This window comes from Geothrix limicola (assembly GCF_030268085.1).
In the GTDB taxonomy this organism is placed as follows: domain Bacteria; phylum Acidobacteriota; class Holophagae; order Holophagales; family Holophagaceae; genus Geothrix; species Geothrix limicola.
This window is the reverse complement of sequence record NZ_BSDE01000007.1, coordinates 1-26,023: the sequence shown is the minus strand read 5'-3', so window position 1 is coordinate 26,023 and position 26,023 is coordinate 1. Positions and strand designations below refer to the sequence as shown.

The 26,023-nt window shown below is 66.8% G+C and carries 21 protein-coding genes and 1 rRNA gene; 9 read left to right on the top strand and 13 right to left on the bottom strand.

Annotated features, from left to right (window positions below; translation table 11 throughout):
• Positions 1–68 precede the first annotated feature (68 nt).
• From QSJ34_RS15535 to QSJ34_RS15525, 3 genes are all read left to right on the top strand, one after another.
• Complete coding sequence (locus QSJ34_RS15535; protein WP_285576954.1) at positions 69–626, top strand: nitrogen regulation protein NR(II); 558 nt, start codon at positions 69–71, stop codon at positions 624–626.
• A 46-nt stretch (positions 627–672) separates the two neighbouring features.
• Entirely contained in the window at positions 673–828 is a 156-nt protein-coding gene (locus QSJ34_RS15530; RefSeq protein ID WP_285576952.1) for a hypothetical protein, read from the top strand.
• An 88-nt stretch (positions 829–916) separates the two neighbouring features.
• Positions 917–1,303, top strand: coding sequence for a hypothetical protein (locus QSJ34_RS15525; RefSeq protein WP_285576950.1), 387 nt, complete (start codon positions 917–919; stop codon positions 1,301–1,303).
• A 10-nt stretch (positions 1,304–1,313) separates the two neighbouring features.
• On the opposite strand, the gene QSJ34_RS15520 is transcribed toward QSJ34_RS15525, so the two are convergent.
• Positions 1,314–2,345 carry a DUF2911 domain-containing protein gene (locus QSJ34_RS15520; protein ID WP_285576948.1) on the bottom strand — a complete coding sequence of 344 codons (1,032 nt, stop codon included), beginning with the start codon at positions 2,343–2,345 and terminating at the stop codon, positions 1,314–1,316.
• A gap of 249 nt (positions 2,346–2,594) precedes the next feature.
• On the opposite strand from QSJ34_RS15520, the gene QSJ34_RS15515 reads away from it, so the two are divergent.
• The 3 genes from QSJ34_RS15515 to QSJ34_RS15505 all read left to right on the top strand — a co-directional run bounded on the left by QSJ34_RS15515 (position 2,595) and on the right by QSJ34_RS15505 (position 6,058).
• On the top strand, positions 2,595–3,215 hold the full coding sequence (locus QSJ34_RS15515) for a hypothetical protein (protein WP_285576947.1): 621 nt from the start codon (positions 2,595–2,597) through the stop codon (positions 3,213–3,215).
• Positions 3,212–3,964 carry a hypothetical protein gene (locus QSJ34_RS15510; protein WP_285576945.1) on the top strand — a complete coding sequence of 251 codons (753 nt, stop codon included), beginning with the start codon at positions 3,212–3,214 and terminating at the stop codon, positions 3,962–3,964. The genes QSJ34_RS15515 and QSJ34_RS15510 overlap by 4 nt, the downstream gene beginning before the upstream one ends.
• 111 nt (positions 3,965–4,075) lie before the next feature.
• Positions 4,076–6,058, top strand: a complete 1,983-nt coding sequence (locus tag QSJ34_RS15505; protein ID WP_285576943.1) for a TonB-dependent receptor plug domain-containing protein — start codon at positions 4,076–4,078, stop codon at positions 6,056–6,058.
• 13 nt (positions 6,059–6,071) lie between these two features.
• Here QSJ34_RS15505 and QSJ34_RS15500 read toward each other — a convergent pair whose 3' ends face one another.
• From QSJ34_RS15500 to QSJ34_RS15490, 3 genes are all read right to left on the bottom strand, one after another.
• Positions 6,072–9,047 (bottom strand): helix-hairpin-helix domain-containing protein, encoded by a 2,976-nt coding sequence (locus tag QSJ34_RS15500; protein WP_285576941.1) that lies wholly within the window; start codon positions 9,045–9,047, stop codon positions 6,072–6,074.
• 6 nt (positions 9,048–9,053) lie between these two features.
• On the bottom strand, positions 9,054–10,175 hold the full coding sequence (locus QSJ34_RS15495) for a Y-family DNA polymerase (protein ID WP_338001181.1): 1,122 nt from the start codon (positions 10,173–10,175) through the stop codon (positions 9,054–9,056).
• Between the two features lie 143 nt (positions 10,176–10,318).
• A complete protein-coding gene (locus QSJ34_RS15490; protein ID WP_285576937.1) occupies positions 10,319–10,810 on the bottom strand; it encodes a molybdenum cofactor biosynthesis protein MoaE in 492 nt (163 codons plus the stop codon).
• On the opposite strand from QSJ34_RS15490, the gene lat reads away from it, so the two are divergent.
• Both lat and rnhA read left to right on the top strand, forming a co-directional pair.
• A complete protein-coding gene (gene lat / locus QSJ34_RS15485; protein ID WP_285576935.1) occupies positions 10,809–12,149 on the top strand; it encodes an L-lysine 6-transaminase in 1,341 nt (446 codons plus the stop codon). The genes QSJ34_RS15490 and lat overlap by 2 nt on opposite strands.
• Positions 12,146–12,586: a ribonuclease HI gene (gene rnhA, locus QSJ34_RS15480; RefSeq protein ID WP_285576933.1), complete on the top strand. Its 441-nt coding sequence runs from the start codon at positions 12,146–12,148 to the stop codon at positions 12,584–12,586. Before lat ends, rnhA begins: the two co-directional genes overlap by 4 nt.
• A gap of 41 nt (positions 12,587–12,627) precedes the next feature.
• Here rnhA and QSJ34_RS15475 read toward each other — a convergent pair whose 3' ends face one another.
• The 3 genes from QSJ34_RS15475 to QSJ34_RS15465 form a co-directional block, all read right to left on the bottom strand.
• Positions 12,628–14,436 carry an energy transducer TonB gene (locus QSJ34_RS15475; RefSeq protein WP_285576931.1) on the bottom strand — a complete coding sequence of 603 codons (1,809 nt, stop codon included), beginning with the start codon at positions 14,434–14,436 and terminating at the stop codon, positions 12,628–12,630.
• An 87-nt stretch (positions 14,437–14,523) separates the two neighbouring features.
• Positions 14,524–15,195 (bottom strand): hypothetical protein, encoded by a 672-nt coding sequence (locus QSJ34_RS15470; RefSeq protein WP_285576929.1) that lies wholly within the window; start codon positions 15,193–15,195, stop codon positions 14,524–14,526.
• A complete protein-coding gene (locus tag QSJ34_RS15465; RefSeq protein WP_285576927.1) occupies positions 15,192–16,604 on the bottom strand; it encodes a sigma-54-dependent transcriptional regulator in 1,413 nt (470 codons plus the stop codon). Before QSJ34_RS15465 ends, QSJ34_RS15470 begins: the two co-directional genes overlap by 4 nt.
• Positions 16,605–16,675: 71 nt before the next feature.
• Between QSJ34_RS15465 and QSJ34_RS15460 the strand changes: the two genes are divergently transcribed.
• Entirely contained in the window at positions 16,676–19,003 is a 2,328-nt protein-coding gene (locus tag QSJ34_RS15460; protein WP_285576925.1) for a ComEC/Rec2 family competence protein, read from the top strand.
• On the opposite strand, the gene QSJ34_RS15455 is transcribed toward QSJ34_RS15460, so the two are convergent.
• From QSJ34_RS15455 to rrf, 6 genes are all read right to left on the bottom strand, one after another.
• Complete coding sequence (locus QSJ34_RS15455; RefSeq protein ID WP_285576923.1) at positions 18,972–19,553, bottom strand: phosphorylase family protein; 582 nt, start codon at positions 19,551–19,553, stop codon at positions 18,972–18,974. The two genes, QSJ34_RS15460 and QSJ34_RS15455, sit on opposite strands and share 32 nt — an antisense overlap.
• A gap of 279 nt (positions 19,554–19,832) precedes the next feature.
• Positions 19,833–20,699: a DNA cytosine methyltransferase gene (locus QSJ34_RS15450; protein WP_285576921.1), complete on the bottom strand. Its 867-nt coding sequence runs from the start codon at positions 20,697–20,699 to the stop codon at positions 19,833–19,835.
• Positions 20,699–21,319: a hypothetical protein gene (locus tag QSJ34_RS15445; RefSeq protein WP_285576919.1), complete on the bottom strand. Its 621-nt coding sequence runs from the start codon at positions 21,317–21,319 to the stop codon at positions 20,699–20,701. Before QSJ34_RS15445 ends, QSJ34_RS15450 begins: the two co-directional genes overlap by 1 nt.
• Positions 21,316–23,001, bottom strand: coding sequence for an energy-dependent translational throttle protein EttA (ettA, locus tag QSJ34_RS15440; protein WP_285576917.1), 1,686 nt, complete (start codon positions 22,999–23,001; stop codon positions 21,316–21,318). The genes QSJ34_RS15445 and ettA overlap by 4 nt, the downstream gene beginning before the upstream one ends.
• A gap of 62 nt (positions 23,002–23,063) precedes the next feature.
• On the bottom strand, positions 23,064–25,781 hold the full coding sequence (gene ppdK / locus QSJ34_RS15435) for a pyruvate, phosphate dikinase (RefSeq protein WP_285576915.1): 2,718 nt from the start codon (positions 25,779–25,781) through the stop codon (positions 23,064–23,066).
• Positions 25,782–25,899: 118 nt separating this feature from the next.
• A 5S ribosomal RNA gene (gene rrf, locus QSJ34_RS15430) occupies positions 25,900–26,015 on the bottom strand.
• Positions 26,016–26,023 lie beyond the last annotated feature (8 nt).

Here is a 26,023-nt window from a genome sequence, read left to right as displayed (position 1 = left end):
CCTCAGCCCATTTCGAGGGTGCCTTTTCCCAGTCCTTCACACCCGGTTTCGACATAGAAAGGGCTTCTGTGAAACACATCTGCGCATGGTGCAATGCGGAGCTGGGTGAGCTTTCCACCCTGCGGCACCCGCAGGATTCGACCAGCCACGGCATCTGCCTCACCTGCCTTCGCGATCTCGAGCGCGGCCAGGGAATGGAACTTCTGGCCCTGGTGGAAGAACTGCCGCACGTGCTGCTGGCCATTGATCAGGATCTGCGGATCAGGGCCGCGAACCAGTTGGCCTGCGACCTCCTCCATGCCGAGTGGGCGTGGCTTCTGGGTCGCCGCCTCGACGACGTCATCGACTGTGAGCGCGTCCACGAACCGGACGAAAGCCCCGACCTTCGCCCCTGCTCCAAGTGCGGCCTGCAACGCCTTGTGATGCACACCCTCCAGAGCGGCAAGAGCGGATCGGTGTCCATGACGAGGTTGGAGACGCGAAGTCCCCACGCTCTCCCCGTCACAACCCATCGGGCCATCTCCCTCAGGGTGGGTGACCTGGTGGCTCTGCGCATCGATCCCGTGCACCACACAACCATCGTATCCTCCCCACACATGGACGGACGAGCTTCCACTTGGCCCTGATGGAAGACTCCGAATGTGTCGCCTCATCTCTCCTCATCGAGCATCCATGGCCCTCTACCTCATCCCTCTCACATGCCTGATCATTGGATATAACCTGTGGCAGGTGTTCACCGAAGACGTCGTCGCCGCACCCTTCACGCAGTCCTCACCCGAGCCGGGTCTGCGCTCCCCACAGACGGAGTCCGGCCTGGCCGAAGGCTGAACAGGAGCTTGGAGTTCCCGTGTATCAGATCGCGCGGCAGCCCCATGGTTTTCGAATCACCTTGTCAGGTCTGATCTCGAAGGAGGAAATGGCCGCCTGGGTAAGCGCGTCTCAAGCGGCCCTCGCCCAGGCTCCCAAAGCCTTCGGTGTCCTGGTGGACATGCGCGGTCTGAAACTCCTGTCCGACGAGAGCCGGGCCCTCATGAGTGAAGGCCAGAGACACTACAAGGCCGCAGGCATGCTGCGTTCCGCCGTGATCCTGGATTCCATGCTCCTCACCCTGCAATTCAAGGCCATCGCCAAGGAAACCGGAATCTATGAATGGGAGCGTTACCTCAGCGCGACCACCACCGATTTTGAAAAGATGGCCCTGGCCTGGATCGTCGAAGGTCTGGATCCCGACAAGCGGCAAGGGCCTACCCATCCATCACTCAAGCCATCACTCAAGCGTAAGTCCGCCTCCGAATCATCCTGAGTGGTCCGCCCTACTTGAGCCGGTCCAGCTCTCCCTGGATGCGGGCGCGCTGATCCTCCTGCTTCACCTTGTCGAAGGCTTTGCGGTAGTTCGCGAGGGCCTGGGCCTTGTCGCCCTTGATGCCATAGGCCTCGGCAAGGCTGTCGTAGACGTTCCAGGAATCGGGATGCTCCCTCACGTTCCGCTGGAAGAGTGCGATGGCCTCGTCCACCTTGTTCTGGCCCAGCAGCATGTAGCCCTGCTGGTTGATCTCGGCTTCTGTGGCGATCGTCAGGGCCTTTGCCCGCAGCGCCTCAGCCGTCTTGGCATCCCCCTTCTTCTCGATCAGCGCGGCCTTGATGCGCAGGCCCGCATAGGATTCATGCATGCCCAGGGAGCGGTCGACCCAGGTCTGGGCCTCGTCCAGGTTCACGTTGTTGCGGACGCACCACCCGGCCGCGCCGCTCCAGCCTTCCGCGAAGAAGCGCGGCAGGCCACGGAGCTGATCCCGCAGGCTGGCGACCACCAGGGGCTTGGTGTCCACCTCGACCTTGATGGGCACCCGCAGCTTCTCCCAACGCAGGGAGAGGACGACGTCATGATCGCTGGGATCATCGAAGGTGTAGGCGAGCCGCTCGGTGGGTTCGGTGGCCACGGGCGTCGTCTTCACGCGGGCCACATCCTCCTTGGGGTCGTAACTGAAACTGCCCCAGGCGTGCGACTGGCTGCTGAAGATCACGGTCCATTCCGCGGCCGTGGGCAGCATGTGGATCCCGTAGCGGCCCGCGGGCAGCGTGGTTCCGCCGACCTGGACGGGGGTCGAGAAGGTGACGACGGTGTTTTCGTTGGCCCCGGCGCGCCAGACCTTGTCGTAGGGCACCAGGCCGCCCCAGACCTTCCGCCCGTTCACCGCCGGGCGGTGGTAGGTCACCGCAATATCCGTCACCCCCACCTTCTGGCTGACTTCGGCCAGGGGGCTGGCGTCGGGAAGGACGAGGGCGGGCGCCTGCGCGAAGAGCAGGGGCGACGCCGCGAGCAGACCGAGGATGGCAACAGAACGCATGGAACACCTCCGCAGGCATCCTGCGCCGGAACGGCCGGAAACCTGAAGGAATCGGGGGCGACCGGTGCGAATTCCGGGGTAAGCCGCGATTCCCGCCGGGCAAAGTGGCGTTTGCCTCGGAGGCTTCGACGGCTCTGGGGACCTGGATGACACCTGTCCACCCGCCCACTTGTGTCGTACGTCGCTGCATCCGATGCGGCAGAACGGCGTTATGCACGCGACAATACATGGATCGTTCCCGGAGGATCCATGTCAACCACGGTTCTGATCCGCCCCTTCAGCGTCCACTCCGCCCTGGCCGGCGCGGGCCGGTTGCCCGGCCTGGCCAAACCCGATTCGCGGCCCCGCCTCCTGGAAGTGGGCCTGCTCCTGCTCATGGGGATCGTCTCTGCCGTGGCCGTGGCCTCGGTCAACCTCTCCCTCCGCCTGCCGGGACACCACATCATCTTCAGCATGTTCCCCATGGCCGTGGGGCTCAGCCTGGTCCCACGGAAGGCGGCCGGCACCCTGATGGGCGCGGGCGCCCTCGGCGCCCTGGCTTTCCAGGGATTCGGAACCATGGGTCTCGGAGCCTGGACGGGCCTGCTGCTCACGGGCCCCGCCCTGGATCTGGCGCTGCTGAAGGCCCGCAGGCCCTGGCACCTCTACCTCGGTTTCGCGCTGGCAGGCCTGGGTGCCAACGCGGGCGCCATGGCCGCGCGGGCACTGGGCAAACTCTTCGGGCTCGGCGGCATGGGCGGCGGGCGGGGGCTGCACGAGTGGTGGCAGCAGGCCGCCTTCTCCTATCCCACCTGCGGCCTGCTGGCGGGCCTGCTCTGCGCCGTCATCTGGTTCCACTCGCGCGAACGGAACGAAGAAGCCGAGTCATGACCTTTCTCGTTGGCATCGACGACACGGATACGCTGGACACGCCCGGCACCAACCACCTCGCACGGCTCATCGCCTCGCGGCTGCCCGAGGGCTTCCGCTGCCGGTCCATCCTCCGCCACCAGCTCTTCTTCGATCCGCGGGTGCCCTACACGAGCCACAACGGCTCGGCCTCCCTCCGCATCGAAACCGATGGCTGGGCCGATGACCAGGCCGATGTCCAGGCGAGGGCCTTCGACCAAATCGTCGCCTGCTTCCGCCGGGAGATGCGGGACTGGTTCGTGCCCGGCAGCGATCCCGGTCTGTGCGTGACCAGCCTTCCCGTTCCCGACTCCATCCACGCCTACGCCCTCCGTTGCCAGCACGAAGTGATCAAACAAACGGAGGCGCGGGAACTCGCCGCTCGCGAAGGGCTCTTCCTCGAAGGCCTGGGCGGCACGGAAGACGGCGTCATCGGGGCTCTGGCAGCCGTGGGGCATGCCTCCGGGGGCAATGACGGGCGCGTCATCCACCTCGATGGCTGGAAGCTCGAAGATCCCCTCAGAGGCCTCGTGGCGCTGCCGCAGATCCTGGCCGAGGGCGTGGATGAAGTGCGCGAGCGGGCCACGGGACTCGCCGTAACCACGGGCTGGGTGGAGCTTCGGAAGAAGCTGAGGCCCAACATGGTACAGGGCCGCGTGGTGCTCTTCGTCGAGGCCGCTGAGTCAGACGCCACGCCCTCGCCGCTGTGGCGGGCCCTGAAAGTGACCTAAGTAACAATTAGCGACCTCAAGGGCCAAAATTCTTCGCAGACTGGCAATCGCTGTATACGCTTGAAACCATCGAGCGTGTCGGCGGACCCCCGGCGCCAGGAGGATGCACCCATGCGCCATGCGCCCATTGAAGTCACGCTGCTCGCCCTGATCCTCGCCAGCGGCGCCCTGGGCGCCCAGGAGGCCAAGCCCGACCAGGCCAGGCCCACTCAGGACACCTTCAAGCTCGGCGAAGTGACCGTGCCCGTCACCGATCACAAGGATGCGATGGATCTCGCTTCCACGCGCATCGACAAGCTGCAGATGCTGACCTTCAACCGGGACACCCTCGGCGGCAGCCTGGACCTGCTGCCCGGCGTCAACCTCTCCACCAACCAGCGCAACGAACAGATCATGTTCGTGCGCGGCCAGGACGCGCGCAGCGTGCCGCTCTTCCTGGATGGCATCCCCTTCTCCCTGCCCTTCGAAGGCCAGGGCGACTTCGGCCGGCTCACCACCTTCAACCTCGCGGAGGTGCAGGTGGCCAAGGGCTTCAGCTCTGTGGCCTACGGGGCCAACACGCTGGGCGGCGCCGTCAACCTCGTCTCGCGCAGGCCCGAGAACGCCTTCGATGGCGACGCCTCCCTCGGCGCCTGGGACGGCCAGGGCCGCAAGGCCACGGCCGACGCGGGGGCCCGCTGGGCCCACGGCTACGTGCAGGCCGATGCCAGCTACGTGCATGCCGGCGATTTCAGGATGTCCTCCGACTTCGTTCCCACCTCGCGTGAAAATGGCGGCGCGCGCGACTACTCGGATTTCACGAACAAGGTCGGCGGCGTGAAGGTGGGCTTCACCCCCAACGCCCAGGACGAATACGCGCTGGGCTTCCTCGATCAGTCCATCGAGAAGGGGCAGCCCATCGCCACGGATCTCAGCCTGCCCGCGCGCTATTGGAAATGGCCCGAGACCGACAAGAAGAGCCTCTACTTCACCTCGAACACGATGCTGGGAGCCAAGAGCTACGTGCGTTTCCGCGCCTACCACACGGGCTACACCAGCGCGACCCTGGCCTACACGGACACCACCTTCATCAAGCTGGACACCACGCCGAAGAACCTGAGCGCCACGGGAAGGCGGTACTACGACGACTTCGCCCAGGGCGGCATCCTGGAGTTCGGTACGCTGGCCCTGCCCTTGAACAGCCTGCGGGCCTCGATCCAGACCCGCACCGACGTGCACCGCGAAGATGACGGCAGCAACTACTGGAAGTCCTTCGAGGACGACCTGCAGTCCATCGGCGTGGAAGACAGCATCACGTTGGGCGAACGCTGGTCCATGGCGCTGGGTGTGGGCTACGACCGGCTGAATCCCAAGACGTCGGATGTCTTCAAGCTGCCCGAGTCGAAGCATTTCACGAATGGCCAGGTGGGCGTGTTCTGGCGCGTGGCGCCCACGGTCCAGCTGTACGCCAGCATCGCCCAGAAGGACCGTTTCGCCTCCCTGAAGGACCGCTACTCGCTGGGCCAGAACTTCATCCAGAATCCGAACCTGAAGCCCGAGCGCGCACTCAACAACGAAGTCGGCGCCAAGGCCAGCCTCACCTCCTGGCTGGATCTCGAATCGGCCGTGTTCCAGAGCGAGGTCCGCGACCTCATCCAGCAGGTGACCCTCGGAACGGGGAACAAGGCCCAGAGCCAGAACCAGAACGTGGGCCGGGTCCGCAACTCGGGCTTCGAAATGGCCGCCACCTTCAAGCCTGCGGGCCCCGTCCAGGGAGGCCTGACCTACATGTACCTGGACCGCACCAACCTCAGCGACCCGACCATCAAGCTCACGGGCACACCCCGCAACCGCCTCTTCGGCTACCTGCGGGTTCAGCCGGGAACGAGCTATTACCTCATCGCCAGCGTCTCGAACCAGGACACGCTGTGGGACACCAATTCCATGCGCGTGCCCGGGTTCACGACCACCAGTCTCACAGCCGGCTGGCAGATGAACCCTCATCTCTCCTTCGACGGGGGCTTCAACAACGTGCTGGATCGCAACTACGCGCTGCAGACCGGATTCCCCATGCCGGGCCGCACCTGGTTCGTCAACGCGCGCTACCGGTTCTGAACGGTCCCTCCTTTCAAGCAACTTCGAACACGGCGAGGCCATCCTGAAGGGTGGTCTTGCCGCTGATGGACACGATCTCGCCCACGCGGAAGGGCCGCTGACGCCGCCGGATGGCGTCGGGGAAGGCCACGGCCTCGCATAGGCCGGTCTCATCTTCGAAGGTGACGAACTGCATGCGCTCGCCCTTTTCGGTGGCCACCTCCTTGTCGGCCACCACGAGGGCCCAGAAGCGCAGATGGTTTCGTCCGGAGGTTCCGCGCTTCGCTTCGCTGCGCGGAGCTGCGTCGAGGTTTGTGCTGTACCCCGCATCCGCCACGCGATCGGGGCCGCCGCCCTTGCGCACGCGGGCGAGGGCGGCAGGGTGCATCTCCAGCGTGAGATCCATCGTCTCCATCTCCAGATCGGCGCGGTCGAAGGGGTCCGTGGGGCGCGGGCGCACGCCCGGAGGCACGCCGCCCAGGCGAGCCCACATCAGGCGCGTGCGATCGCCGTCCGGCGCCCAGCGGTCGAAGGCGCCCGCCGCGCAAAGGGCCTCCGCCGTCGTGACGGACAGCTTCGCCCGGCCCAGCAGCTCGTCCAGCGTGTCGAAGGGTCCATGGCGCTCCCGCTCCTCCAGAAGCTCGTGGATCTCCTTTTGAATCGCACCCTGCACCTGCATGAGGCCCACGCGCAGAGCCTGTTCGCCCTCGGCCGTGAAGGCCCAGGCGGAGGCGTTGGCATCGGGGCCGCGCACCACCAGGCGGTGGCGCCGCGCGTCGCCCAGGTAGGCGATGGCGGGGTAGTAGCCGCCCTGGTTGGTAATGACCGATGCGAAGAAGACGGCCGGGTGATGCGCCTTGATCCAGGCGCTTTCGAAGCTCACCTGGGCGTAGCTCGCCGAATGCGGCTTGCAGAAGGAGTAGCCCTGGAAGGTGCGGATCATGTCCCAGGATTCATCCACCGTGGCCTGGCGCACGCCGCGGGCCGCGCAGCCGCGCCGGAAGCGCGCCTCGAAGTAGGGCAGCTTCTTTTCGCAATCGGGCTTGCCCAGCAGTTTGCGGAGCAGGTCGGCCTCGTAGTGGCTCCAGCCCGCCAGCGCCACGCAGACCTTGATGACATCCTCCTGGTAGACGAGCACGCCGTAGCTCTCGGACAGCAGTTCGTTGAACACCGGATCACTGGGCTCCCAGACCTCCTCGCCACGGCTGCGCTTCACATAGCGGTCCACCCAGCGGTAGGCGGCGGGGCGGATGAGGCTGCTATGGATCACCAGGGTTTCGAAGTCGCCCTTCTTCACCCGCTGCTGAAGCTGGCGTGTGGCGGGGCTTTCCACGTAGAAGACGCCGATGCTGTCGCCCCGCGCCAGCAGAGCCTGGGTGTCGGGGTCCTTGCGCGAGTGGGTGCCTGGATCGGTCGCCACACGGTCCCCCAGCACGGCGTAGGCGTCGCGGATGACGGCGAGGCTGCGGTTGCCGAGCAGGTCGATCTTCACGAGCCCATAGTTCTCCACGCCGTCCTTGTCCCAGGTGGTGGTGGACACCTTTTCTTTGGCGGGCGCGGGCTGGAAGGCGGCGTGCTCCCACATGGGCCCGGGCGTGACGATGGTGCCTCCGGGATGCACGGAGAACTGGTGGAAGTGGCCCTCCAGGGCTGCCGCCTGGCGCAGGATCACGTCCCAGGCGGGGTTCTCCGAGGCACGCGCCAGACCCCCTTCCCAGCCGCGCACGTAGCGGGCCAGCTGCTTCAGCTCGCTGTCGGGCCGCCCGTGGGCCTGGGCCACGGCCCGCAGGGCGCCCTTGGGCTTGAAGAAGGCGTGGTTGGCCACCATGGCCACGCGATGTCGGCCGTAGCGTTCGAAGACGGCCTGGATGACCGCATCGCGTTCGTCCCACGCGAAATCGATATCCATGTCCGGCGGATCCTTGCGTTCCTTCGTGAGAAAACGCTCGAACATCAGGTTCGTGTCCACGGGATCGACGTTGCTGAGATCCAGCGCATAGCTCACGAGGGACGCCGCGCCGCTGCCCCGACCGCAGATGCGATTCGGCAGCCCCTTGTGCGTCAGTGCCTGAACGATGTCCTGCACCAGCAGAAAGTAGCGGGCGAAGTTCATCTGCGAGATGAGTTCCAGCTCCCGCTCCATGCGCGCCAGCACCTCGCCCTCCGGGTGCTCGAACTTCGCCGCCACGCCCGCCCGCACCCGCTCTCGCAGGAGGGCGTCGAGATCGGCCTCTTCCTGGCCCAGGGGCCTGGGCAGCACCCACCCGCCCCAGTGGATCCGCCAGTCACCGATGCGCTCCAACACGGCGGCTGTGGCCTTCTGGACGGCGGGTTCGGCGAAGGGGAAGCGCACCTCCCATTCGGCGCGGGGCACGGAAGCTTCGGCCACATCCCACAGGGCCTCCGTGCGGATCAGCGTGGACTGTTGTGCGATGGCCCGCTTGAGCCGGTGCATCTCCAGCCCCTCGGCCGTGCGGAAGCGCAGCACCTGGGGCGCCACCACGGGAAGCCCCGCCGCCAGCGCCTTCCGGGCCTCCTGCACACGCCTGGGATGGGCCAGCAGCGCGGCGTAGAAACCCTCACGCAGCAGGACATCCAGGCCGGAGAGATCCTCGGCCAGCAGCACGCAGTTCTGTGGCGGCTCGGGTGCCCCCAGGCCCGGAATGTCGGGACCCGGCGCCGCATCATGGGCCTGGGCCGAGAGCAGGCGGTTCAGGGCGGCATACCCCGCGTCGCTGAAGGGCAGCGCACCATAGCCGTGACCCCGCCAGCTGAAGCGGCAGCCCAGGTGGATGCGGAAATCCGTCCATTGCGGATCCGGCGGCAGGCCTTCCAGTTCCCGCGCCTTGTGGATCCATTCCAGGGTGTCGCGCAGCTTCGGATAGCCCGCCACGCCCCGGTCCCAGCAGACCAGATCGCGGTAGCCGAGGCCCCGGGCCACCCGCAGCAGCTGGGCCGCCGGGTAGACGCCTTCACCCACTGAGAAATCGGAAATGCCGAGGGCGAACATGGGGGTTCACGCCCCCTGCCCCATCCACCCCGGCAGGACGGAGCGATCGGGGAAACGGCGACGCAGCCGGGCCAGGGTGGGTTCGAGGCGCTCCAGCTTCTGGTTGCGGGGATCCTCGAAGAGGGCCCGTTCACGGCCCAGGCCCCAGGCCAGGCGCAGCTCCACTTCGCGCACGAGGAGGCGGCGCGTGGCACCCGCCAGGAAGGCCTGTTGGATGCGCCGCGCCAGGACCAGGGGCGGGGCCGTCAGATCCTCCGGCGTGGCCCGCCAGCCGTGGGGCTCGCCATCCACATCCCACCAGTGCAGCGCCAGTCGACGCGGATGGCGGGGATCGGACCAGAGCCAGTCCAGGCAGCGGGCCGCCAGGGCCACCTCTTCCGGCAAGCGGGGCGGCTGGAGGCGCCAGCCGTGGCGCGCGTGGCCGGGGCGCTCGGCCAGCAGGGGCAGTTTCGGCCGGTCCTCGCCCCGCACCCGGGCCCGCAGATCCGGCGCCAGCTTGGGGTTGGTGAGCTCCACCAGCATGGGCAGGGGCACGGGCTGGAGATCGCCGAAGGCGCGCAGTCCCAGGCGGTGGAAGCGCTCGCGCAGACGCGGCGCCAGGTCCGGCAGCCGCCGCAGGGGTTGAGGGGCCAGGAAGGTGGCCTCGGCGCCCTCTTCCACCGTTTCCAGGCAGTGCTCGACGTGGGCGGCGATCTGGGCGGCGGTGGCGCTCTGGGAGAGCCCCCCGTGGCTGGCCCAGCCATGCCGGACGGCCAGTTCCCGGCGCATACGCTCGGCAGTGTCCACCAGGGGCCCGAAGATCCGCTGGGTGCCCTGCAGCTCCACCAGGGCCTCGCCCAGGCGCAGCAGCTGCCCCTGGGGCGTCCAGTGCTGCAGGAAGTCCCCCAGGCTGCCCTGGGCCTCCCACCAGATCTGGGGGGCCGGATCCAGCACCCGCAGGCCCGGTGCCATCCGCAGGGCCTGGTCCATGGGCAGCCCCGGCACCAGCCCCTCGGCCCGGCCCAGGCGATTCACGAACCAGAGGCTGGGCGACCGCGGACTTTCGGGATTAAGGAAGGCCAGAGGCCGGTCCCGCAGCGCCCCGTCCCGGCCGCAGGCCAGCTGGAAGGGCAGTTCGGGAACCCACATCGCCAGCACCAGAACCTCCAGAGGGGATCCCAATGTAACGAAATTTTAGCGAAAATCAACCTTCGAGGTTCCAACTCCCGGGGCGCGCGAGCTCCGCTCGCGCGTTAACGCGAATCGTGAAAGCGATTCGCGTTAGGAATTACCTACATCTGGAACCGGTGCGTGCACTCCACCCAGCTCTCGGAGCCATCTCGGTACTTCTCGCGCTTCCAGATGGGCACCCGCTGCTTGATCTCGTCCATGATCCAGGCGGCGGCCTGGAAGCTTTCGGCGCGGTGGGCGCTGCTGGTGGCGACAATGACGGCGGCTTCGGTGAGGGGCACCACGCCAATGCGGTGATGGACCGCACAACGGGTCAGGCCGTAGCGCTCGATGGCTTTTTCCCGCAAAAGGCCCAATTCCTTCTCCGCCATGGGGACGTAAGCTTCGTAGGCCAATTGCAGCACTGGCCGGCCTTCGTGATGATCCCGGGCTCGACCTTCAAACAGGACGAGGGCTCCAGCATGGGGGTCTTCCATGACAGTTCGTAAAGCCATCGCATCCAGAGGCGCTTCCTGAACGGCTATCCAGGGAATCATGCCTGTCTCCACATCAGCCCCAACCATACACTGATCGGCAATCCAGAGGTCCAACATGGCTACTCCGCACATCGATCCGAACGCCGTTTTCGACACCCTCGGCCGCCACATGCTGGTAGACGGGTTCCACCTGGTCATGGATCTGGAGAAGTCCCACGGATCCTGGATCGTGGATGCCCGGGACGGCCGGAAATACCTCGATTTCTACACCTTCTTCGCCACCGCGCCCCTGGGGCACAATCATCCCCGTCTGCGGGAACCCGATTTCGTGCGCCAGCTCGGCGAGATCGCCGTCAACAAGCCCGCCAACTCGGACATCTACACCACGGCCTTCGCGGAGTGGGTGGAGGCCTTCGGCACCCACGCGGCACCGGACTACCTGCCCCACCTTTTCTGGATCGACGGCGGCACCCTGGCGGTGGAAAACGCCCTGAAAGCGGCCTTCGACTGGAAGGTGCGCAAGAACCTGGCGGCGGGCAAGGGCGAGAAGGGAACTCAGGTGATCCACTTCCGCGAAGCCTTCCACGGCCGCAGCGGCTACACCCTGAGCCTCACGAACACCGCGGATCCCCGCAAGCATCAGTACTTCCCCAAGTTCCCCTGGCCCCGCGTGCCGAACCCCAAGCTCAGCTTCCCCGTGGACCTCGCCAAGATCGAGGCGGCGGAAGCCGAATCCATCGCCGCCATCGAAGCCGCTGTGGCCCAGAATCCCGATGACATCGCCTGCCTCATCATCGAACCCATCCAGGGCGAGGGCGGCGACAACCACTTCCGCGGCGAGTTCCTGCGCAAGCTGCGGGAACTGGCGGATCGTCACGAATTCCTGCTCATCTTCGACGAGGTGCAGACGGGCTTTGGCGCCACGGGCAAGTGGTGGGGTCATCAGTGGTTCGATGTGCAGCCCGACATCATCGCCTTTGGCAAGAAGAGCCAGACCTGCGGCATCGCCGCGGGCCGGCGCCTGGACGAGGTGGAGGGCGTCTTCAAGGTGCCTAGCCGCATCAACAGCACCTGGGGCGGCAACCTCGTCGACATGGTGCGCGGCACGCGCATCATCGACGTCATCCGCGAGGAGAACCTGCTGGATCACGGCGTAAAACAGGGCGAGCGCCTGCTCAAGGGCCTGCAGGAGATCCATCGCGACTTCCCCGAGTTCACCGCGAACCCCCGCGGCCGCGGCCTCTTCTGCGCCATGGACCTCGCCACGCCGGAGCTGCGCAACGCCGTGGTCGCCAAGGGCCACGAGCTGGGCATGATGATCCTTTCTTCGGGCGTGAACGGCCTGCGCTTCCGCCCCGCCATGAACCTCCGCACGGAGGATCTGGACCTGGGCGTGGAGCTGCTCCGCAAGGCCATGGCCGAAGTCGCGGCCACTTCGCCTACCCTGGTGGAATGAAGATCGAACTCTACTGCGATGGCGCGTGTCTAGGGAACCCCGGCCCGGGTGGCTGGGGGTACCTGCTCCGGGTGCACCTGGCTACGGGCATCCAGGAAAAGGAAGGCTCGGGACCGGAAGCCGACACCACCAACAACCGCATGGAGCTCATGGCCGCCATCCGCGGGCTGGAGGCCCTCACGAAGCCCTGCCAGGTGCTGCTCCAGAGCGACAGCCAGTACGTGGTGAAGGGGATCACCTCCTGGCTGAAGGACTGGAAGCGGCGCGGCTGGAAGAAGGCCGACGGCAAGCCCGTACTGAACGCTGAGCTGTGGCAGGCGCTGGACGCCCAGCTCGCGCGCCACCATGTGGAGGCCCGCTGGGTGAAGGGGCACGCGGGACATCCGGAAAACGAGCGCGTGGACCGCCTCGCCAACGAGGCGGCGCAGCGGGCCTGAAACGAAAAGGGCCCCCGTAGGGGCCCCTGAAGCGGTGGGACTCAGTGCCGCTTTTGGAACTTGTACGAGATCTCGGCGGTCCATCCCCGCACCGGCTTGCCATCCCGAATGGCGGGGCTGTAGGTGGACTTGTTCGCGGCCTCGATGGCGGCCTCGTCGAACCCGAAAGGGCCGGGCACGCCTTCGACCACGGAGACCTTCAGAGGCTGTCCCTGCTCGCCCACGAAGACCTTCAGCTTCACGACCTGATCCGTCTTGGCCCGGCCCATCTGGATGGCGCGGATGGGATAAGTCAGGGGGCTCTGGGTCACGATCCGGGCGGGCTCGTTGGGCAGCGCCACCGAGCTCGTGGCCGCCTGCGGCGCACTGGGCGTCGGAACGACGGGCTTGGGCGCTTCCTGCATGGGCTGGGGCTTGGGGATCTCGGGAGCCGGCGGCGGAGGCAGCGCGGCGGCGACCTTGGTTTCTGCAGCCTTCTTCTGCTCGGCCAGTTTCTGTTCGTTCTGTTTCTGTTCGGCCAGCCTCTGCTCGGTCGCCTTCTGCTGCTTCTCCAGCTCCAGCTTGCGCTGCTGCGCTTCTTCCAGCTGCTTCTGGATCCTCGCCTTCTCTTCGGCGGACTTGGTCTCGGAGAGCTGCTTCTGGAGTTGGGCCGTCTTGTCGGCTTCGGCCTTGGCGCGGGCATCCAGGTCCGATTTCTGCTGCTCGATCTGCACCTTCAGCAGCTGCAGTTCCGCAAGCTGCTTCTGCATGGCGGGATCGACCTTGGATCGGCCGAAGAACATGTAGCCGAGCCCCAGGACCACGACGGCCGCGAGTCCGCCGCCGATGAGCAGGGTGGAATTCTTCTGGCTGACCTGCGCCTCGGCGTGGCCATCGATATGCTCGACCCGCGTGGCGCCGCTGCGCAGCGTTTCGCCTGCGGCGGTGTAGGCCATGTAGTTGTCGGCCTGTTCGGCCTTCATCGCGGTGGCGTCCCGGTCGTTCTCTTCCCGGAACAGCGTGTGCATGAAGAAGGCCATGTTGAAGGTCGTGGGGCTGTATTCCCCGTCGTAAAGCACGCGCTCGAGCTCGGTGCTGAAGGCCTCCACCGTGGCGAAGGGTTGACGTCCCAGCAGCAGGCGGCCGAGGAAGGCGCGGATTTCCGCCGGCAGCGGCGCTTCCTCCTGAGCGGCCTTGAGGGTGGCCTGCTCCAGCACGGACTGGAGGTCCCCACCCGCAGGCAGGCGTTCGAAGGTGAGCAGTTCGTAAAGCATGGCGCCCAGGGCGAAGAGATCCTGCTGGAGCGCATTGCCTTCGGGGCTCTGGAGGTAGGGCGTCAGCTTCTGGTTCGCGGCGGGCGCCTTCGAGAGCAGGCTCTTGAGAAGCGCGGCGTAGGGCGCATCCACGATCTGGGTGGCGCCTTCGAAACTGACCCACACGCTGTGCGGGCTGAGCACGCCATGGCTCACACCCTTCGCCTGCATCTGCACGATGCCCTGGGCCACGCCCTGGATCACCGTGAGGGCATGATCCACACCGAAGGGGATCTGTTCCTGCTTGGCCTTCTCGATGAGCTGGGCGAGGCTGCGGCCCGGCACGTAATCCCATGCGACGTGGGGGGTCTTGCCGCTTTCAATGCGGTAGCCCACGCCGAAGATCCGCGCGCCCCCGAGCAGGGGAACCACTCGACCGGCCTCGGCCAGGCGGGTATTCATGCCGGCCTGGAAGCACTCTTCCGAAAAGGTCCGGACCAGCACATGGCGATCAAAGCCGTTGCCGGCGATGATGACCGCGCGATGCACAGACCCAAAGGGGTCGCTGGCCAGCTCAGAAGCCAGCAGGTAGGACCCGAGGCGGGTATAGGTGCCCATGTCCATCTCCAAAGGGAATGCTTGGAAAGATAGCTTGAAAGTCGTGTTTCGCCTAGTAGCCGCTCAAACCACCAGATGAAAGCTTGATCAGGGCCCAGCCGGAAGTTCCCACTGATCGCCAGCGGCCCGCCAGATCAGGATCCATACGTTGGCCGTGGCGTGGACGCCGCTGGAAAAGGCCAGTTGCATCTGGGCGAAGGGAATCGAGAGGTCATCCCAGGGGCCGATCCGCCGTCCGGTCCCCTCGTCGAAACACTCCCTCAAGCGCCGGTTGCGCTCCTGCTTGGCCGCCATGAACCCCCGCAGGGGCGGTCCCGGATCCAAGCTGCCCTTGATGGCCCAGTAGGGTTCCTGGGTCACCAGCAGGTGGGGCAGGTGATCATCGGCGTAGGCCTCGAAGCTCTCCCGCAGGGGGCTCACCCCCTCCATGGCCGATGGATCCGTCAGCATCTGAACCTGGTGGGCCAGCACGCCGAGGTCGCGGACGATCTCTTCGGGGCGACGGCGTTCATCGCTGAGGCGCAGGACGGTGCGGAACTGCGCCTCCACCTGCTCCACCGTGGGGGGCTGATCATTGGCCACGCCGCGGGCGCCTTCCAGAAGCTCCTGGGGATGGGCCCGCAGAAGGGCCGCCATGCGGCGCGGCAACAACCGGATGGCCTTGGCCGTCTGGGCCTCGTGGACCTTGGGCGACCAGGCCTGGGCCGAGCCGCAGGCCAGCAGGAGCATCAACATCGAACGCGTGGAAACCAGATTCAAGGAGCCTCCCGGGCCAGGGCGGATTCGGCTTCACCCATGGGGTCCATGGGAATGTCCAGGGCCCGGAGCCGGTGCAGCAGCGTGGTCCGGCGCATGCCGAGGCGGCGCGCCGATTCGCTCTTGTTCCAGCCCGTCGCCTGCAGCGCTTCCAGAATCAGATGGCGTTCCAGGTCTTCCAGGAAGCGGCCCAGATCCTGATGCTGTGGCAACCTCGGGAAGACCACGGAAGGCAGCACGCCGGCGATGGTCGCGGGCAGGTCCTGGAGCAGCAACCGTTCGGGATCCGATCCCAGCGCCATGGCCCTTTCCACGGCGTTTTCCAGCTCTCGCACGTTGCCGGGCCACCCATAGGCTTCCAACGCCTGCAGGGCGGCCGGTTCGACCTGCTTGAGGGGAAGCCCCAGCTCCCGCGAGAATTTCCGCGCGAAGTGGGCGACCAGGACGGGGATGTCCTGTGGGTGATCCCGCAGGGGATGCAACTGGATGGGGATCACGTTCAGGCGGTAGAACAGGTCCTCGCGGAAGCGCTTCTGCTCCACGAGGCTTTCAAGATCTTCATTCGTGGCCGCCAGCAGCCGGAAATCGGCCTTCAGCGTGCGGGAGGACCCGAGGGGCGTGAATTCCCGCTCCTGGATGACGCGCAGCAGCTTCACTTGGAGGTTCAGGGGCATGGTGCCGATTTCGTCGAGGAAGAGCGTGCCACCTTCGGCCTGCTGGAAACGGCCGGGGCGGTCCGTGCGGGCATCCGTGTAGGCCCCGCGCACGTGGCCGAACAACTCGTCCTCCAGCAGGTTTTCCGGAATGGCGCCGCAGTGGATGGGCACGAAGGGCCCCTGGGCTCGCGGACTCCACTGGTGGATGGCCTTGGCGGCCAGTTCCTTGCCCGTGCCCGAAGGCCCCGTGATGAGCACCGTGGACGGCGAAGGCGCCACCCGGCGAAGAAGGGCCTGGAGGTTCTGCCAGATCTCCGAACGGCCCACCATCTGGGGCCCCGGCGTCTGGCCCTGGATCTGTTCCCGCAGGCGCTTGTTCTCCTGGTTCAGTTGGGACTTCTCGATGGCGCGCAGCAGCGTGTGTTCCAGCTCCTCGGCGCGGAAGGGCTTGGGCACGTAGTCGTAGATGCCCATCTTCATGGCCTGGAGGGCCGTCTCCACCGAGGTCGACCCCGACAGCACCACCACCACCGTATCGGGCTTGGCCACGGCCTGGCGAGCCAGTTCGAGGCCGCTCAGATCCGGCAGCATGAGGTCCACCACGGCCAGGTCGAAATGCTCGCCCCGGAGGCACTGGGCCCCGCGCAGGCCCGAGCCCGTCCCCACCACCTCGTGCCCGTGGCGTGACAGCAGCGAACCAACCACCTCGAGGATGGTGGGGTCGTCGTCCACCAGGAGGGCCCTTGCTGGGTTCATACCCCAAGGGTCCCCAGCCCGGGGGCCCCTGTCAAGGTTTGGACAGGGTGTGGATCCGCTAGACTCTTCGGATGCTTTCCAGATCCAGCCTGTGGCAACGTCTGTCCGGGGCTTCGCTCTGGCCCCTGGCCTGGGGCTTGGCCGCCGCCTGCGCCGTGCCCTGGCTTCTGCCCGAGCGGTGGGAGGGCCAGATCCCCGCCCGCTGGCTGCTCATCGGCGGACCTCTCTTCCTGGCCTCCCTGCCCCTGCTGCGGTTCCGCCGCTGGTTCCTCGTGCCCCTGGCGCTCGGCATGGCGGCCTTGACCGCCCTGGGCCTGGCTCGCAGAGCCCGGTGGGAGAGCGCTCTGCCCATGGGCTTCCAGACCGTGGAAGGCCGGATCGCCGCGCCCTGGACCCTTCAGGGTGAAAGGCTATGCAGCCAGATCGACCTGGTCTCCCCCGAATCCATGAAGGGCCTCAGCCTGCCCCTGAGCCTGCCCGCCGAGGGCGAACAGGCACCACCCGCGCCCGGCACGCCGGTCCGCCTGCGCGCCGAATTGCGGCCCATCCAACCCGCGCCCATCTTCCTCGTGGAGCGCCCCCTCTGGCGGGCCCGCAGCAACGAATCACCGCGGCGCATCCAGGTGGCCTCCTCCCAATTGCTGGAGGTCCTGGGCCCCGCCCGGCCTTCCTGGCTGCTTCGCCTGCAGACCTTCGCCCGGCGCCGCTTCGAGGCCCTGCCCCTCGGCCCCACCGCCAAGGATCTGTGGGGCGCCCTCGCCCTGGGCATCCCGCCGGTGGATGAAGCCCACTTCAGCGTCTTCGCCGAAAGCGGCACCATCCACATCCTCGTGGTCTCCGGTCTGCAGGTCACCCTGATCATGGCGGCCGTGGAGGCCCTGCTGCGCCGCCTGCGGCTGCGCGGCACCGCTGCCGGGTCGATCACTGCGGGCCTGCTCTACTCGGCCCTCGTGGGCTTTTCCGCACCCGTGTGGCGGGGCCTCTTCATGGGTATCGCCTGGGCGCTGGGGCGCGCCACGGGCTGGAAGCTGCCGCCGGTGGCGGGCCTCCACGGAGCCCTGCTGCTCTGGTGGCTGGGACACCCGGCCGCGGGCGTGGAACCGGGCTTCCTGCTGGCCTGGTGGGCCCTGCTGGGCCTGCTCTGGGGCGCCGAGCCGCTCGCGGGCCTCCTGTCGCCCCTGCTGGGCCGCCTGGCCCTTCCCTTCGCGCGCCTGGCCGCGCCCTGGCTCTCGACCCTGCCCCTGCTCGCGCTGCTCCACGGTGGCGCGCCTTGGTGGGGCATCCTCGCCAACCTGCTCGTGCTGCCCCTCGTGGCCTTCCTCACCCCGCTTTGCCTGGCCCTGATCCTGCTGCCCCTTCCGGGTCTCACCCAGGGCGCGGGCCTGGTGCTGACCTGGATGGGCGACCGCCTCGTGCCGGCCCTGACGGGCATGGCGCCCCTGGCCACCGGCCTGCTCTGGCCCTGGCTGCTGTTGACCCTCGGATGGCTGGCCCTGGCCCACCGGCAGGGAAGACAGAAGCGGACCCGCGCGCTGGTGGTGGGAATGGTCGCCCTGTCGCTGGGTCTCCTCGTCTTCCACGGCACGGGCCGCGCGCCGACGACGCTTTCGCTCGAAGCCGTGGACGTCGGCCAGGGCGACGCCCTTCTGCTGCGCGTGCCCGGCGGCGACGCCACTCTGATCGACACGGGGCCGAGCCCCTGGACGGGCCGCCGCCTCGCGCGGGTGCTGAGCCGGCGTGGCGTGCGTGAGCCCGTCCACCTCATCCTCACGCACCCCCACGGCGATCACGCCGGCGGCTGGGCCACGCTTTCCCGGCTCTGGCCGCTCGCCAGCACCGCCGTGCCCACCACCGCCGACGAGGAAGATCCCTGGGCCCTCTACCGCCCTGCGGAGGTGGATCCCAACGGCCTGCTGCGGGGCGACGCCTGGGCTCGTGGTGGCGCCGCCTTCAGCGTGCGCTGGCCTCCCAACCCCTTCGCCCTGCCCGATGCCAACATGGTTTCGCTGGTGCTTCGCGTGGCCTGGCGCGATCGGGAGCTGTGGCTCATGGGTGATGCCCTGGGCATCCAGGAGCGGGATCTGATGGCCCTCGGCGATCCGGGGCCCTTCCAGCACCGGCTGCTGAAGGCGGGCCATCACGGCAGCCGGAATGCGTCGGATCCCGGCTGGGTCGCGGCCCTCGACCCCGAAGTCGTGATCATCCCAGCGGGTTTCCGGAACCGCTTCGACCATCCCCACCCTGAAACACAGGAGACCTTCCTGCGCCAGGGTGTGAGGCCCTGGATCACGGGGTCCTCCGGCGGCGTGCGCGTCTCTTCTGTGGAGGGAGGGTGGCGGATCGAAACCGGGGACGGAGGCGCGGCCTTCACGCCCCTTCGAAACAGCCCGCGGCCCTGAGTGATTCCACCAGCCGGCGGCTGCCCTCGGCGTGGTTGGCCTTCCACTGGGCCTGCGCGTCGGGCCCCACGTCGTTGACCACCACCAGCGCGCCGCCGCAGGGCACGCCCGCCTGGTGGCAGGCCGCGAACACGCCCGTCAGTTCCAGGTGCTCCACCGGGGCCACCGAAGCCAGCAGGGAGGCGCCCTCCACCGTGCAGGTGATGGCGGGCGGCACGGCCACGGCCTGTGCTGGCAGAGGTCCCGCCAGCGTCGAGGCCCAGCCGACCTTTTCGATGCCAGGCCGGTAGGCGCCTCCGCGAACCTCCTCCAGTGAGGTGGCGATGGCTTCAGAGGCCCACAGGCACTCGAACAGCGCGAGGCGCTCGTCGTAGCGCCCGCAGGTGCCGAGGAACAGCACGGCCTCGGGCCTGTGTTCCGCCAGCAGGCGAGCCGTGGCCGCCGCGGCGGTGACGGCACCGACGCCCACCGTGGCCGTCTCCCAGCCCGCGGGCGGGGCCCCGGCGAGGGGGCCGAGTTCGGGCGCGAAGGCGGAAAGCAGGAGACGCATGCTAGGAGCGTATCCAAGTCATGGGTGGGGGCTGCACTGGTGTGCCAGCCGAGGGAGGCAAGGAAGGCGACGAAGGCCCTGGCAAGTCCAAGGTCGAGGAGCCTGACGCGGCATCCCGACGGCTGCCGCACCAGCCCGGAGGGTTGATGGCAAAGGGCGTCCATGCCGCGTCACCGGGCTTGAACGGTGAACCCGCACCGCCCTGCGCCCGCTTCCTTGCCTGAACACCCTTTGCCATCAATGCAGCCCCTATCGATTACTTGGATACGCTCCTAGATTCTAGCGGTCGAAGAGGTGATCCAGCGCCCAGGCCGCGACGGGAATGGACAGGCCGTTGCCCAGCAGCTTGTACCGCGCTTCGAGGGAAAGCGCTTCAGGAAAGCGGAATCCTTCGGGCAGCCCGTGAAGCCGGGCCACCTCGCCGGGCGAGAAGCGGCGGATGCCGCGCCCGGTCTTCAGAAAGGAGCCACTGCCCACGAGGCGTCGCCCGTAGCCGCCGATGAAGCAGGTGCTGCGACGATCCTCGGCCATCACTAGGTCGAGGCCGAAGTGGTGGCGCGCGAGCACCTCGGGACGCAGATACAGGCTCTCGTCTTCGGTCTCATCCAGAAAACCCGCCAGCGGACGCGGCGGAAGCTCAGGCAGCGGGCGCGAGATCGCGGGGCGGCGGGAGGCCACGATGAACACGCGGGGTCGCTGGTTGGGCAGGCCAAATCCGCTGGGACAGGCCTGAAGGTCCACCTGATGCATGCCGTGAGCTCGAAGCCGCTCTGCCAAGAGGGCGTGGGCATCCGAGCCCAGGAACCCGACCACGTTCTCCAGCACCAGATGCTCCGGCGGCGACTGTCGAAACAGGTCCATGAGGTGCAGGAAGGCGCGGGAGCGCCGATCCTCCAGCCCCTGGTGGTTCCCCATTCGGCAGAAGGGCTGGCAGGGCGGACTCATCAGCCACGTCTCGGCTGCGTGAGCCTCCAATTCTGAGAGTGGCAGAGTGGCCAGTTCCCGCGCCTTGGGAAGGTCACCATGGTTGAGCGCGTAGGTGGCGTTGGCGGCCTCGTTCACATCGTAGGCGGCGACGACACGGCCCCGATCCTCGAGGGCCATGCGCCAGCCCCCCAGGCCCGAGAACAGCTCCAGGACGCGCATCAACCGCAGCTGCAGCTGCCCCCGCAACCGCCGCGGGCCGGTGGCAGGGAACTGGCCTTGGCCAGGCTGTTCCCCGCCACGAACAGCCAGAGGGCCATGGCCAGGCCCGAGACGGCGTCCGCCCAGGCAAACCAGCGGCTCAGCAGGCTGCCCGCCAGGAGCAGCACAGCCAGTTCCAGCAGAATGAGGCTGCGCGACGCGTCCAGCTCCAACGTGGGATGGGCGCCCTTCACGCCCTGCTTGCCGTACCAGAGCACCGCGAGCAGCCCTAACGCCGCGACTGCCAAGCCTTGCGCCGTGAATTCCAGATGGGGCGCCCGCTCTCCCAGCAGCGCCGAGACCGCCGCCATGGCGAGCCCCAGGGCCAGGAGGCGCAGCAGGAAGCTCACGGTCCGCAACGTGAGGCGCTCGCGTTCCAACCCACTGTTGCCCAGGCCCTCGCGGATGCGGCCGTGCAACACCAGGGATGGCGGCACCTGCAGGAGACAGGCCGCACCAAAGCCCCAGAATGCAAGGGCCCCTTCGCTCAGCCCCATCCACAGGGCCGAGCTTCCAACCAACAGGCCGAACAACGCCGTGGCCAGGGCCAGCTGCTTTGCGCGGGGGAAGGCCGCGTTCATCGCGTCAGCTTTCGGTACTTGATGCGGTGCGGATCGAAGGGCTTGAGGCCCAGCACGTCCTTCCGGTACTGCTCGTACTCGGTGTAGTTCCCGTCGAAGAACTGCACCTGGGAATCACCTTCGAAGGCCAGGATGTGGGTGGCCAGGCGATCCAGGAACCAGCGGTCGTGACTCACGACCACGGCGCTGCCCGCGAAGGACTCGATGGCCTCTTCCAGCGCCCGCATGGTGTTCACGTCGAGATCGTTGGTGGGTTCGTCGAAGAAGAGCAGGTTGGATTCGCTCTTCAGCGTCAGCGCCAGGTTCAGCCGGTTCTGCTGGCCGCCGCTCAGTTCGGAGACCTTCTTCTGCTGGGAATCGCCGGAGAACCCGAAGCGGCTCAGCCAGGCCCGGGCGTTGATGAGCTTGCCGCCCAGTTCGATCTGCTCGTATCCGCCCGACACCGCCTCGAAGACCGTCTTTTCGGGATTCAGCGAGGCGCGGAGCTGATCCACGTAGGCCATGCGGACGGTCTCACCGATGCGGATGCCGCCCGCATCCGGCGTCTCCTGGCCCGTCAGCAGGCGCAGCAGGGTCGACTTGCCGGCGCCGTTGGGGCCGATGACGCCGAGGATGCCTCCGCGCGGAATGGCGAAGGTCAGGTTCTCGAAGAGCACGCGATCACCGTAGGCCTTCGTGACGCCATCCAGTTCGGCCACCAAGTCGCCCAGGCGCGGGCCGCTGGGGATGTAGATCTCCAGCTCCTGCTCCTTCTGGCGGCCTTCTTCGCCCGCCAGCCTTTCGAAGTTGGCGATGCGGGCCTTGCTCTTGGTGTGCTGGCCCTTGGGCGACATGCGGATCCACTCCAGTTCGCGCTCAAGCGTCTTCTGGCGCTTCTGGTCGGACTTCTCCTCCTTCGCCAGGCGGGCCTGCTTCTGCTCGAGCCAGCTGGAGTAGTTGCCCTTCCAGGGGATGCCTTCGCCGCGATCCAGCTCGAGGATCCATTCCGCCACGTGATCGAGGAAGTAGCGGTCGTGGGTAACCGCGATGACCGTGCCCTGGTAGTCCTGCAGGTGCTTTTCCAGCCAGGCCACAGTCTCGGCATCGAGGTGGTTGGTGGGCTCGTCCAGCAGGAGGATGTCGGGCTTCTGGAGCAGCAGGCGGCACAGGGCCACGCGGCGCCGCTCACCACCGGACAGCACGCTGATCTTGGTGTCGGGATCGGGGCAACGCAGGGCGTCCATGGCCTGCTCGAGCCGGGAATCGAGGTCCCAGCAGTCGTGAGCGTCGATCTTCTCCTGCAGTTCGCCCTGCTTGGCCAGCAGCACGTCCATGTCCACGTCCGGATCGGCGAACTGATCGCTGATGGCGTTGTAATCCTTCAGCCAGCCCACCTGCTCGGCGGCGCCTTCTTCGACGATCTCACGCACGGTCTTGTTGGGATCCAGCTGGGGTTCCTGATCCAGGATGCCCGTGGTGTAACCCTTGCTGAGCACGGCCTCGCCGTTGAAGTCGTGGTCGACGCCCGCCATGATGCGCAGCACCGTGCTCTTGCCGGATCCGTTGAGCCCTAGCACGCCGATCTTCGCGCCGTAGAAGTAGCTGAGCGAAATGTCCTTGATGACGGGCTTGTTGTTGTAGATCTTACTGACCCGCATCATCGAATAGATGATCTCGGGTTGGTCGCTAACAGTCTTGGCCATGGGGGTATCCGACAAAAAGGCCGCGCTGGGCGCGGCCTTTCCAGGATACCTGATCTGGACGACTACTGCTCCAGCGCCGCCTGGGCCGCCGCCAGGGTGGCGATGGGCACGCGGTAGGGGCTGCAGCTCACGTAATCCAAGCCCACCTTGTGGAAGAACACGACGCTGCGGGGGTCGCCGCCGTGCTCGCCACACACGCCCAGCTTGATGCCGGGGCGCGCCGACCGTCCCTTTTCACAGGAGATGCGCACCAGCTCGCCGATGCCCTCCTGGTCGAGGCTCTGGAAGGGATCGTCCTCCAGGATCTTCTTCCCGACGTATTCCGGCAGGAAGGTGCCCGCGTCGTCCCGGCTGAAGCCGAAGCCCATCTGGGTGAGGTCATTGGTGCCGAAGCTGAAGAATTCGGCCTCGGCCGCGATCTTGTCCGAGGTGATCGCCGCGCGGGGGATCTCGATCATGGTGCCCATGGGGCAGGCGAACTGGGTGCCGCGCTCTTTGTTCACCTGTGCGATCTCGTCGAGCATTTCGGTCTTCGTGTAGGCCAGCTCGCGCACGGTGCCGATGAGGGGCACCATGATCTCCGGTACCGCCTTGATGCCCTTGGCGGCCACGTTCAGCGCGGCTTCCGCGATGGCGCGCACCTGCATGCGGATGATCTCGGGGAAGGTGATGCCGAGGCGGCAGCCGCGGTGGCCCATCATCGGGTTGAACTCGTGCAGCTGCGCCACGCGGCGCTCGACGGTGCCGAGATCGACACCTATGACTTCGGCCATCTCCTTCTGGCCCGCCTCGTCCTGGGGCAGGAACTCGTGAAGGGGCGGATCCAGCAGGCGGATGTTGACGGGCAGCCCATTCATGGCAGTGAAGATGCCTTCGAAATCCTCGCGCTGCATGGGCAGGAGCTTGGCCAGGGCCTTCTTCCGACCCTCGGTGTCGCTGGCGAGGATCATCTCGCGCACGGCGATGATCCGATCCCCTTCGAAGAACATGTGCTCGGTGCGGCAGAGGCCGATGCCTTCGGCGCCGAAGGCGCGGGCGACGGCCGCATCATGCGGCGTGTCCGCATTGGTGCGGACCTTCATGCGCTTGGCTTCGTGGCTCCAGCGCATGATCTTGGCGAAGCGCTGGTAGAGCTCGCTGTCTTCGACCTTCAGGCGGCCGTCCACCAGCACCTGGTTGACCTCGGAGGGATGGGCGCTGAGCTTGCCGGCGAACACTTCGCCTGTGGACCCGTCGATGGAGATCCAGTCCTGGCCGCCCTTCAGCTCATGGTCGCCCACTTTCACGATGCCGCGGGTCAGATCGATCTGGATGGCGGAGGCGCCGCACACGCAGGGCTTGCCCATGCCGCGGGCCACCACGGCCGCGTGACTGGTCATGCCACCGCGGGCCGTGAGGATGCCCTGGGAGGCCACCATGCCCGAGATGTCTTCGGGGCTCGTCTCGACGCGCACCAGCACCACGGGACCTTCCGGGGCCATCTTCTCGGCCTGCTCGGCGGTCAGGGCGATGCGACCCGTCGCGGCGCCAGGCCCGGCGTTCAGGCCCTTCGTCAGCAGGTGGCCTTCCTTGCGGAGGCGGTCCTTCTCCTTGGGATCGAAGACGGGCGCCAGCAGCTGGGAGAGGCTGTCGGCGTCGATGCGCTTGAGGGCGGTCTTGCTGTCGATGAGGCCCTCATCCACCAGATCGATGGCGATGCGAATGCCGGCCATCGCCGTGCGCTTGCCGTTGCGGGTCTGCAGCAGGAACAGCTTCCCGCGCTCGATGGTGAATTCGATGTCCTGCATGTCCTTGAAGTGCTGTTCCAGCCGCTGGCAAGTCGCATCCAGCTCCTTGAAGGAATCAGGCATCGCCTCCTCCAGGCTCTTCAGGCCCGTGCCTTCCGCCTGCGAGCGCGTGATGGGCTGGGGCGTGCGGATGCCCGCGACCACGTCTTCGCCCTGGGCGTTGATGAGGTACTCGCCGTAGAAGAGCCGCTCGCCCGTGGCCGGATCGCGCGTGAAGGCCACGCCCGTGCCGCAGTCATCGCCCATGTTGCCGAAGACCATGCTCTGCACGTTGACGCCGGTGCCCCAGTCATCGGGAATGCGATTCAATCGCCGGTACGTGATCGCCCGTGCGGTGTTCCAGCTTTCAAATACGGCGCGGATGGCGCCCCAGAGCTGCTCCATGGGTTCCTGGGGAAATGCCTTCCCGGTTTCTTCCAGCACGATCTCTTTGAAGGCGGACACGAGCTTCTTCCAATCCTCGGCGCTGAGGTCGGTGTCCTGATGCTTGCCGAGGCGCTCCTTGGCGCGTTCGAGTTCGGCTTCGAACAACGCATGCTCGACGTTGAGCACGACGTTGCTGTACATCGTGATGAAGCGGCGGTAGGAATCCCACGCGAATCGCGGGTTTCCGCTGGCGCGCTCAAGCGCCTGGACGGTCTGATCGTTCAAACCGAGATTGAGAACCGTATCCATCATGCCGGGCATGGAAACGCGCGCGCCCGAACGCACGGAGAGCAACAGCGGGTTTTCAGTAGCGCCAAAGCCGCAGCCCCGCACGCCTTCGAGCCACTTCAGCGCGGCGAGAACCTCCGCTTTCAGCTCCTCGGCGAGCTGGCGGCCATTCGTGTAGTACGCGCCGCATTGCTCGGTCGTGAGCGTGAATCCCGGTGGCACTGGGATGCCGAGACCTGCCATTTCGGCCAGGTTGCAGCCCTTTCCTCCGAGCAGGTTGCGCATCGATGCGCTACCTTCATTGCGGTTGCCACCAAAGGTGTAAACACCTTTACCCATTGCTATCCTCCACGCGGAACAATCAGTGTATCCGGCGCGAAGCGTAAAAACCCGCATTGATACAGGTTTTGGTACGTAAAAAAACGGGCCACCTGTCTGGGGTGACCCGTTTGATTTAACGTCGCAGCGACCTACTTTTCCACGCATGTGATGCGCAGTATCATCGGCCCTCCAAGTCTTAACTGCCGTGTTCGGGATGGGAACGGGTGTGACACTTGGGGAAAAGCCACGACGAAGGCTTA